Annotated in this window: 8 protein-coding genes; 3 read left to right on the forward strand and 5 right to left on the reverse strand. The window is 73.3% G+C overall.

The window, feature by feature from the left end:
* Positions 1-25 precede the first annotated feature (25 nt).
* Together AC07CM_RS39335 and AC07CM_RS39340 are read left to right on the forward strand one after the other, a co-directional pair.
* Positions 26-796, forward strand: a complete 771-nt coding sequence (locus AC07CM_RS39335) for a GNAT family N-acetyltransferase (RefSeq protein WP_478881327.1) — start codon at positions 26-28, stop codon at positions 794-796.
* Positions 796-1,641 (forward strand): lysophospholipid acyltransferase family protein, encoded by an 846-nt coding sequence (locus tag AC07CM_RS39340; protein ID WP_478881328.1) that lies wholly within the window; start codon positions 796-798, stop codon positions 1,639-1,641. The genes AC07CM_RS39335 and AC07CM_RS39340 overlap by 1 nt, the downstream gene beginning before the upstream one ends.
* Here AC07CM_RS39340 and AC07CM_RS39345 read toward each other — a convergent pair.
* Both AC07CM_RS39345 and AC07CM_RS39350 read right to left on the reverse strand, forming a co-directional pair.
* The gene (locus AC07CM_RS39345) at positions 1,617-3,947 is read right to left on the reverse strand and encodes an excinuclease ABC subunit UvrA (RefSeq protein ID WP_478881329.1); all 2,331 of its coding nucleotides are present in this window, start codon (positions 3,945-3,947) and stop codon (positions 1,617-1,619) included. The genes AC07CM_RS39340 and AC07CM_RS39345 overlap by 25 nt on opposite strands.
* A gap of 97 nt (positions 3,948-4,044) precedes the next feature.
* The gene (locus AC07CM_RS39350) at positions 4,045-4,242 is read right to left on the reverse strand and encodes an antitoxin (RefSeq protein WP_478881330.1); all 198 of its coding nucleotides are present in this window, start codon (positions 4,240-4,242) and stop codon (positions 4,045-4,047) included.
* A gap of 189 nt (positions 4,243-4,431) precedes the next feature.
* On the opposite strand from AC07CM_RS39350, the gene AC07CM_RS39355 reads away from it, so the two are divergent.
* Entirely contained in the window at positions 4,432-6,912 is a 2,481-nt protein-coding gene (locus tag AC07CM_RS39355; protein WP_478881331.1) for an ATP-dependent Clp protease ATP-binding subunit, read from the forward strand.
* 13 nt (positions 6,913-6,925) lie between these two features.
* On the opposite strand, the gene AC07CM_RS39360 is transcribed toward AC07CM_RS39355, so the two are convergent.
* From AC07CM_RS39360 to AC07CM_RS39370, 3 genes are all read right to left on the reverse strand, one after another.
* Positions 6,926-7,930, reverse strand: coding sequence for an LLM class flavin-dependent oxidoreductase (locus tag AC07CM_RS39360; RefSeq protein ID WP_478881332.1), 1,005 nt, complete (start codon positions 7,928-7,930; stop codon positions 6,926-6,928).
* Positions 7,931-8,034: 104 nt separating this feature from the next.
* Positions 8,035-8,508, reverse strand: a complete 474-nt coding sequence (locus tag AC07CM_RS39365) for a (2Fe-2S) ferredoxin domain-containing protein (RefSeq protein WP_478881333.1) — start codon at positions 8,506-8,508, stop codon at positions 8,035-8,037.
* A gap of 57 nt (positions 8,509-8,565) precedes the next feature.
* On the reverse strand, positions 8,566-9,773 hold a 1,208-nt coding region (locus AC07CM_RS39370; protein WP_478881334.1), incomplete at its 5' end, for a zinc ribbon domain-containing protein.

The raw sequence follows: 9,773 nt of genomic DNA on the forward strand, positions 1-9,773 counted from the left end.
CCGGCCCGTGACCATGGAGAGAGCCATGACCGGCGTCACCACGCTCGACCGCCCCCCGCAGCCCGCGGCACCCACCCGCTACACCGTCACCCTCGCCCGCGACGAGGCCGACGTCCGTGCCGCGCAGCGGCTGCGGCACGACGTCTTCGCCGGCGAGATGGGTGCCCTGCTCGCCACCCCGGAACCGGGGTACGACGTCGACCCGTTCGACGCGTTCTGCGACCACCTGCTGGTGAACGACACCGTCACCGGACAGGTCGTCGGCACCTACCGGCTGCTGCCGCCGGAGCGGGCGGCGGTCGCCGGCCGGCTGTACTCGGAGGGCGAGTTCGACCTGACTCCGCTCGACGGGATCCGGCCCGGGCTGGTCGAGGTCGGCCGCTCCTGCGTGCACCCCGACCACCGCGACGGCACGGTCATCGGCCTGATCTGGGCCGGGATAGCCCGCTACATGGTCGACCGGGGCCACGAGTGGCTGGCCGGCTGCTGCTCCGTCCCGCTCGCCGACGGCGGCGCGCTGGCGAGCGCCACCTGGGAGCGGGTGCGGGACAAGCACCTGGCCCCGGAGGAGTTCCGGGTACGGCCGCTGCTGCCCTGGGTCCCGGACACCGGGGCGCCGGCCGCCAGGGCCGAACTCCCCGCCCTGCTGCGTGGCTACCTCCGGCTGGGCGCCTGGGTGTGCGGGGAACCGGCGCACGACCCGGACTTCGGGGTCGCCGACCTGTACGTGCTCCTGTCGATGCGCAGGGTCAACCCGCGCTATCTGCGGCACTTCCTCTCGCTCGTGCCGGCCTGATGAGCGTCTGGCTGCCCAGCGCGCCCTGCACCCCGGGCGCCTGCGTGGAGCCGGCCGCACCCGCCGCGGCCGTGCCCCGCGCCGTGCTGCGGCTCACCGCGGTCGCGGTCGTGGTGCTGGCCGGGATCGCGCTGGCCCCGCTCGGCGGGAGGATCCCCGCCGAGTGGGTCAGGCGGTGGTGCCGGACGATCGTGCGGGCCATCGGGGTCCGGGTCCGCTTCACCGGCACCCCCGCACCGGCCGGCGGGCTGCTGCTGGTCGCCAACCACGTCTCCTGGCTGGACATCCCGCTGCTGGCCGCCGTACGCCCCGCCCGGATGCTCGCCAAGACCGAGATCCGGCATTGGCCCGTGGCGGGGGCGCTGGCCGCGCGGGGCGGGGCGCTGTTCATCGAGCGCGACCGGCTGCGCGCCCTTCCCGGCACGGTCACCCGGATCGCGCAGGCCCTCGGCGAGGGTGCGGCGGTGGTGGCCTTCCCCGAGGGCAGCACCTGGTGCGGGCGGGCACACGGCCGCTTCCACCGGGCCGTCTTCCAGGCCGCGCTGGACGCGGGCGTGCCGGTGCAGCCGGTCCGGTTGAGCTACCGGCAGGGCGGGGGAGGGGCCGGCACCGCGGCGGCGTTCGTCGGCGAGGACACCCTGCTCGCCTCGCTGTGGCGGGTCGCCCGCGCGCGGGGCCTGGTGGCCGAGGTGGACGTACGGCCGGTCATACCGCCCGGCGCCCAACCCGACCGTCGTGCCCTCGCCCGGGCCGCCCAGCCGACCACGGGCGAACCGGCCTGGACCCACGCCGTCCTGCTGTCTCCTCGGACTCCCGGGACTCAGGGCATGACCCGGGCCAGATAGGGCGCCGTCACGCTGCCCTCCGCCCGTGCCACCCGCTCGGGCGGCCCGGCCGCCACGATGCGCCCGCCCCGGTCGCCGCCGCCCGGCCCCAGGTCGATCACCCAGTCCGCCTCCGCGACCACGGTCATGTCGTGCTCGACCACGACGACCGTGTGCCCGGCGTCGACGAGCCCCTGCAGCCGGTCCATGAGCACCTCGACGTCGGCCGGATGGAGCCCGGTCGTCGGCTCGTCCAGGAGGTAGAGGGTGTGCGTACGGCGGCCCCGCTGCAGCTCGCTCGCCAGCTTGATCCGCTGGGCCTCGCCGCCGGACAGCTCGGGCGCGGGCTGTCCCAGGCGCAGATAGCCGAGGCCCACGTCCAGCAGGGTGCCCAGGCTGCGGGCCGCGGCCGGGGTGTCCGCGAAGAACTCCGCCGCGTCCTCGACGGTGAGGTCGAGGACCTCGGCGATGTTCCGTCCCCGGTACGCCACTTGGAGGGTCTCGGGGTTGTAGCGGGCGCCGCCGCAGTCCGGGCAGGGCGCGTAGGTGCTCGGCAGGAACAGCAGCTCGACGCTGACGAACCCCTCGCCCTGACAGGTCTCGCAGCGCCCTCCCGGCACGTTGAAGGAGAACCGCCCGACGCCGTACCCGCGTTCGCGCGCCTCGCCGCCGGCGGCGAACACCTTCCGCACGACGTCGAACAGGCCGGTGTAGGTGGCCAGGTTGGAGCGGGGAGTGCGCCCGATCGGCTTCTGGTCCACCCGGACCAGACGGCCGACCCCCGTCAGATCCTCGGTCAGCTCACCGATGAGCGTGGACTTCCCGGAGCCGGAGACACCGGTGACGGCGGTGAACGCGCCGAGCGGGAACCCGGCCGTCACCTCGCGCAGGTTGTGCCGGGTCACCGGGCCGACCTCCAGCCACCCGCGCGGCTCCCGGATCCGCCGCGCCGGACCCGGGGCCTCGTCGAAGAGGTAGCGGGCCGTGGCCGACTCCTCGACCGAGGCCAGCTCGGCCACCGGACCGCTGTACAGCACCCGCCCGCCGTGCTCGCCCGCGCCGGGGCCGACGTCCACCAGCCAGTCGGCGCCGCGCACCACCTCCAGGTGGTGCTCGACCACGAACACCGAGTTCCCGGCCGCCTTGAGCCGGTCCAGCACCTCGAGCAGGGCCTCGGTGTCCGCCGGATGCAGTCCGGCCGACGGTTCGTCCAGCACGTACACCACGCCGAACAGGCCCGAGCGCAGCTGGGTGGCGAGCCGCAGCCGCTGCAGCTCGCCCGCCGACAGGGTGGGCGCGGCCCGGTCCAGGCTCAGATAGCCGAGGCCCAGCTCGACGACGGGCGCGATCCGGGCCTTCAGGTCCTCGGTGAGGACGCGGGCGGTCTCGGTGGCGCCGTCGAGCAGGCCGGCCAGGTCGGTCAGGGGCAGCGCGGCCAGCTCGGCGATGGTCCGGCCGCCGAAGGTGACCGCCAGCGCCTCGGGCCGCAGCCTGCTGCCCCCGCACACCCGGCACGGCGCACTCGTCAGGAAACGCTCCGCCTTCGTCCGCAGGGTCGGGGACTTGGTGTCGGAGAACGTCTTCAGCACATACCGGCGGGCGCTCATGTACGTGCCCTGGTACGGCCGTTGGATGCGATCGGCGTCCCGGACCGGATGGACGGTCACGACCGGCTGCTCGTCCGTGAACAGGATCCACTCCCGTTGCTCGGCGGGCAGTTCACGCCAGGGGCGGTCCACGTCGTACCCGAGCGCGTCGAGGATGTCGCGCAGGTTCTTGCCCTGCCAGGCGCCCGGCCAAGCGGCGATCGCGCCCTCGCGGATGGACAGGGAGGGGTCCGGGACCAGCGACTCCTCGGTGGTGCGGTGCACTCGGCCGAGGCCGTGGCACTCCGGGCAGGCGCCGGACGCGGTGTTGGGGGAGAACGCGTCCGAGTCGAGCCGCTCGGCGCCGGGCGGGTAGTCGCCGGCGCGCGAGAACAGCATGCGCAGGGAGTTGGAGAGGTTGGTGACCGTGCCCACGGAGGAGCGCGAGGTCGGGGACGAGCGCCGCTGCTGGAGGGAGACCGCCGGCGGCAGACCGGTGATCTCGCCGACCTTGGGCGCCCCGACCTGGTGGATCAGTCTGCGCGCGTACGGCGCGACCGACTCGAAGTAGCGCCGCTGTGCCTCGGCGTAGACGGTGCCGAAGGCCAGGGACGACTTCCCCGAGCCGGACACGCCGGTGAACACGGTCAGTACGTCCCGTGGGAGGTCCACGTCGACGCCCTTGAGGTTGTGCTCGCGGGCGTCGCGGACACGGACGTACGGATCATGGGAGCTGTGCATCGGGGGAACTCCGTACGGGCCTGCCGGGGGCGGGGACAAACCCCGCGATCCTAGTGCCCTGACAGGCGGCGCACGGCGGCAGGGCCGCCCCCGCCTGCTACGACTGCGGAGGGTTGTTCCGGTCCTGCGGCCTGGTGCCGAACTCGTCCCGCAGCTTGTCCTGGCCGGTGTCCACCTGGGACTGGTACTTCTTCCCCGTCCGCTGGTCGATGTAGTCGCCGCCCTTGTCGATGCCCTTGTCGGCCATGTCCTCGTGGCCCTTGAGCATGCCCTTGATCTTGTCCATGAAGGACATCGCAGCCCTCCTCGTCGCTTGAGGCTTGCCCTTCCAGCGTCACGGGCCCGGGCGGGATCCGCATCTCGAGGCGACCTCGTGTCGGCTTTCGTGCGTCTATGAGCTGTTTGTGTCACTTTGGGATACGCGTGCGTCGGCCCCGACCGACCCGGACGCGCGCTGCCCGCCCGCGCCAGAAAGGCCTGCCCCATGAGCACTCCCGGCTTCGGATTCGGACGCAGCCCCTTCGAGGAGTTCGACGAACTGATGTCCCGGTTCTTCGGCGGGGGCGGACCGGCCGCCGCATCCGCGCGCCGGCCCCAGCGCGTCGACATCGGCAGCCTGCTCTCCGAGCGGGCCCGGGACCTGGTGGCCGAGGCCCGGGACATCGCCGCGGCCGAGGGCAGCGAGGAACTGGACGCCCGGCACCTGCTGGCCGCCGCCACCCGCAACGACTCGACCCGGCGCCTGCTCACCGAGGCCGGCGCCGACCCCGACCACATCCGCGAGCAGCTCGGCATCGCCGCGGACGGCGGCGAGCGGAGCGAGCCCACCACCCTCACCCCGTCCGCCAAGCGCGCCCTGCTCGACGCCTACCGGATCTCCCGCGCCGAGGGCGCCTCCTACATCGGCCCCGGTCACCTGCTGCGCGCCCTCGCCGCCAACCCGGAGTCGGCCGCCGCCCAGGCGCTCGGCGAGGGCGGCTGGGAGCCCACCCGGCTGCCCACCGAGGGCACCGCAGAGCGGAAGAAGCCCAGCAGCACCCCGACCGTGGACGAGTACGGCCGCGATCTCACCGAGGACGCCCGCGATGGCCGGCTCGACCCGGTGATCGGGCGCGACGAGGAGGTGGAGCAGACCATCGAGGTCCTCTCCCGGCGCAGCAAGAACAACCCCGTCCTGATCGGCGACCCCGGCGTGGGCAAGACCGCCGTCGTCGAGGGCATCGCCCAGCGCATCGTCGCCGGGGACGTGCCGAGGACGCTCGCCGACAAGCGGCTGGTCTCGCTCGACCTGGCCGGCATGGTGGCCGGCACCAAGTACCGGGGCGAGTTCGAGGAGCGGCTGAAGAAGCTGCTGGACGAGGTCCGCGAGCACGGGGACGAACTGATCCTCTTCCTCGACGAGTTGCACACCGTCGTCGGTGCCGGGGGCGGCGGCGAGGGCGCGATGGACGCGGGCAACATGCTCAAGCCGGCCCTGGCCCGCGGTGAGCTGCACCTGATCGGCGCGACGACCGTGGACGAGTACCGCAGGCACATCGAGAAGGACGCCGCCCTCGAGCGCCGCTTCGCGCCCATCCTGGTCGGCGAACCCAGCGTGGACGACACCATCGAGATCCTGCGCGGGCTGCGCGACCGGTACGAGGCCCACCACCAGGTCCGCATCACCGACGAGGCGGTCGTCGCCGCCGCCGAGCTGTCCGACCGGTACATCACCTCCCGCTTCCTGCCCGACAAGGCGATCGACCTGATGGACCAGGCCGCCGCCCGGGTCCGGCTGCGGGCCAGGACCCCGCTCGCGGACACCCGGGAGATCGAGGACCGCATCGCCGCCCTGAACCGGGAGAAGGACCAGGCGGTCGCCGACGAGGAGTACGAGCGCGCCAAGGAGCTGCGGGACCGGATCAAGGAGGCCGAGACCGAGCTGGCCGGGGCGGACAAGGCGGAGGACCACGCCCCGAAGGTCACCCCCGAGGACATCGCCCAGGTCGTCTCCCGCACCACCGGCATCCCGGTGGCCCAGCTCACCGAGGAGGAGCGGGAGCGGCTGATGAAGCTGGAGGAGCACCTGCACGAGCGGGTCGTCGGCCAGGACGAGGCGATCACCGCCGTCGCCCGCGCCGTGCGCCGCGCCCGCGCCGGCATGAGCGACCCCAACCGGCCCATCGGCAGCTTCCTTTTCCTCGGCCCGACCGGTGTCGGCAAGACGGAACTGGCCCGCGCGCTCGCCGCCGCCCTCTTCGGCGACGAGAGCCGCATGATCCGCCTCGACATGAGCGAGTTCCAGGAGCGGCACACGGTCTCCCGCCTGGTCGGGGCCCCTCCCGGGTACGTCGGCCACGAGGAGGCCGGCCAGCTCACCGAGGCCGTGCGCAGGCAGCCGTACACGGTCCTGCTGCTGGACGAGGTGGAGAAGGCGCACCCGGACGTCTTCAACACCCTGCTGCAGCTGCTGGACGACGGCCGCCTCACCGACTCCCAGGGCCGCACGGTCGACTTCAAGAACACCGTCGTCATCATGACCTCGAACATCGGCGCCGACCGCATCCTGGCCGCCGGCACGGAGGACTACGGCAAGGTCCGCGAGGCCGTGATGCCGGCGCTCCAGCAGCACTTCCGGCCCGAGTTCCTCAACCGCATCGACGAGATCATCGTCTTCCGCGGCCTGGACCGCGGCCAGCTGCGCCGGATCGTGGACCTGCTCCTGGAGCACACCAGGCGCCGGCTGCACGCCCAGGACGTCTCCATGGAGGTCACCGACGCGGCCGCCGACCTGCTCGCCGACGTCGGCTACCAGCCCGACTTCGGTGCCCGCCCGCTGCGCCGCACCATCCAGCGCGAGGTGGACGACCGCCTGGCCGACCTGCTGCTCTCCGGCCAACTGAACGCGGGCGACCGGGCGGTGGTGGACGCGGCCGACGGTGCCGTGACGGTCCGCGCGGACAAACCGGCCGGCGTCGAGGGCTGAGCCCGAACCGCGCTCAGCCGCCCGGTGTGACGAGCGCGGCAAGGCGCCGGTAGGAGTCCAGCAGCGCCGTACGGTCGTAGCTGCTGGTGGTGACCAGGACCTCGTCGGCGCCCGTCTCCTTCAGCACCGTCTCCAGTTCGTGGGCGACCTGGTCCCCGGTGCCGGCGATGTGACCGGTGAGACCGGACTCGTAGAAGTCGCGTTCCTTCGCGGTCATCGCGCGGTTCTCGATCTCCTCGGCCGGGGCCAGCGGCGGGAAGGTGCCGTGGGTCCGGGAGTGGGCCATGGCCCGGGCCTCGGGTATCAGCAGCCGCCGCGCGGCTTCCGGGGTCCCGGCGACCGCGACGGTGCCGGAGATGACGACGTACGGCTCGGGCGCCCACGGGGAGGGGCGGAACAGGGAGCGGTACTGGTCGATACCGCGCAGCATCCGCTCGCGGCCCCGCAGGTCGCCGATGACCATCGGCAGGCCGGTGCGGGCCGCGATCAGCGCGCCCTCGCCCATGGCCAGCACGAACGGTGGCACCCGCAGGCCCTCCGCCGGCCGCGCGTGCACGCCGGTCGGCGAGGTGCCGGTGAACCAGCCGAGCAGCTCGCCGAGCTGTGCGGCGAAGTCCTCGGCGTCGCCCCTGTCCCGCCCGAGGGCCTTGCGCACCCCGCCCGTGAAGCCCACGGAACGACCGAGTCCCATGTCGATCCGGCCCGGGAAGAGCGACTCCAGCACGCCGAACTGCTCGGCGACCACGATGGGTTGGTGGTTCGGCAGCATGACCCCGCCGGTACCGACCCGGATCGTGCGGGTCGCGGCGGCGACGGCGGCGGCGAGCACGGTCGGCGCGGATCCCGCGACCCCGGGCACGCCGTGGTGCTCGGACACCCAGAAACGGTGGTAGCCGAGAGCCTCCGCCTCCCGCGCGAGCGCGACGGTGTCCCGCAGCGCCTCGGCGGGCGGGTGCCCCTCGCGCGTGCGGGAGCGGTCGAGAACGGAGAACCTGGTCCGGGCGATCACTGCACTCACACAGGGTTCAACACCGAGACGGCGTGAGGATTCCCGGCGTCGTCCTTCGGCCGAGGGACGCACGGCGCGGCGGGTGTGGGCCGCCGGGCGCCCCCGAGCGGTCGTCAGCGGCCCGTGCGGGCCCGGGGGCCTCGCGGAGCGGGGATCGTCTGCAGCTCCAGCGCGGCCGGTGGTTCGGCGAGTCCCGGGCCGCCCGCTCGCGCCCACTCGGCGACCTCCGCCGTGCTGTCGTCGTCCAGGGCGAACCCGATCCACACGGGCCTGCCGCCCGCCCGCCGTCCTTCGGCCGAGGGACGCACGACGAGGACGTCGGCCTGGTCGCAGGGGCCCAGACAGTCGCTCGTGCGCACCTCGAAGCCCCCCTCGGCCGCGGCGGCCCGCAACCGCTCCAGCCGGCCCGGGTGGTCGGCGCCGGGGTACTTGGCCGGGTTGCCGCAGCAGCAGCCCCGGCAGACGACGACGGTGCAGGGGCGCGCGGAGGCGGCGGGGGAGGGCCGGGATGCGGCGGGGGAGGGCCGGGATGCGGAACGCGCAGCGTGCGCGGAGTACGCGGAATGAGCGGAGTACGCGGAAGACATGACAGCAGCATGCAGCCGTCCTGGACCGGGAGTTGACGCGGGGGTGGCTAAGAGTCATCACGTAATGAGGCGATGTCCACCCGATGTCTGTACGGAGCCGGCGCGCCTGGGTGGCGCGTTGTCCATACAGCGGACCGCTCCGACGTGGGCCTTGTGCCGCTCGTTCGCGGGTCGGGTCTCATTCGGGGTTGGCCTGGTACCGGGTGGTGGGGTTTTGCCGAGCAGAGGCCTGCGGCCGGAAGGATCCGGCGTGGTGGCTGCCGCGTGGGTGCGGCCCCGGGTGGGGCGGGCACCGCGCTGCGGTTGACTCGACAGGGCTTCTTGCAGCCCTGGTGCGAAAAGGATCTGTGTATGTTGCGCCTGGACGGTGTCCAGGCGCGCCGTGCTGGGGTCGTCGGGATCCGCGAGGTGGACGTGGGCGCAGAGGGCGCCGGAGACTTTGTCCCGGTCGCCGACGAGCCCGCACGAGGGGCACGTGTGGATCCGGTCGGCGAGGGTTTTGGCGACCTTCCCGCCGCACAAGCAGGTCTGGGACAACTTGGTGGTGAAGGTGGAAGCGCGGAGCATCCGCCCGCCGGTCTTCTCGCACTCCCGGCCGATGGCAGTGATGAGCCGTCCGGGTGTGGTGGCCTGCAGTGTTTTGCCCCACCTGCGGAACCAGGTCCGAATGTCACAATCCTCGACAACCAAATTCGCGCCGTGGGCGGTGACGATCTCTTCGGCTATCCGTCTCGCACGGTGGTCTTTGGCCGCGGCGGCGGTGGCGGCGGCTTCGGCGAGCCGGGCCCGGTTGAGCCGGTAGCCGGCCGACAGGCTGTCGCGGTGGTACGCCTGCTTGGGCACCTGGGCCTTGTTCGCTGCCCGCGCCCCGCCGGGCACCAGAACGGTACGTGCGAGCAGGCCTGCAGTCTGGCGTCGTTCGGCGCGGGCTTGTTGGCGTTTCGACGGCCGGTACTGGCCAGGGTTGGACGCTCGCCGGGAGCGGTCGAGAGCACGCGTGCGGCCGCGTTCCTTGCGGCGGGCTTTCGCCCGCGCGGCGAGTTCCTCGTCGGACGGCGCTATCCGGGTTGCTTCGATGTCGCCGTCGGCGGGATCGAAGGTGTTGGGGAAGGAGACGATGGAGAGGTTGGAGACGTTGCCGTCGATCCCTGCGACCCGCTCGAGTGCGGCCGCCGCCTGGCGGCGGGCTTTCGTCGCCGGGGACGCGTAGCCGCCGGTCAGGACCATCAGGTGGGCTTCATACGCCCATCCGCCCGGCGCGGAGC

Source organism: Streptomyces sp. NPDC044061, from assembly GCF_056434305.1.

Bases quoted from the DNA above. Each gene is read 5' to 3' on its own strand.
- AC07CM_RS39355 (WP_478881331.1), top strand. From the start codon at position 4,432: ATGAGCACTCCCGGCTTCGGATTCGGACGCAGCCCCTTCGAGGAGTTC.
- AC07CM_RS39350 (WP_478881330.1), bottom strand. From the start codon at position 4,242: ATGTCCTTCATGGACAAGATCAAGGGCATGCTCAAGGGCCACGAGGAC.
- AC07CM_RS39335 (WP_478881327.1), top strand. From the start codon at position 26: ATGACCGGCGTCACCACGCTCGACCGCCCCCCGCAGCCCGCGGCACCC.
- AC07CM_RS39340 (WP_478881328.1), top strand. From the start codon at position 796: ATGAGCGTCTGGCTGCCCAGCGCGCCCTGCACCCCGGGCGCCTGCGTG.
- AC07CM_RS39365 (WP_478881333.1), bottom strand. From the start codon at position 8,508: ATGTCTTCCGCGTACTCCGCTCATTCCGCGTACTCCGCGCACGCTGCG.
- AC07CM_RS39345 (WP_478881329.1), bottom strand. From the start codon at position 3,947: ATGCACAGCTCCCATGATCCGTACGTCCGTGTCCGCGACGCCCGCGAG.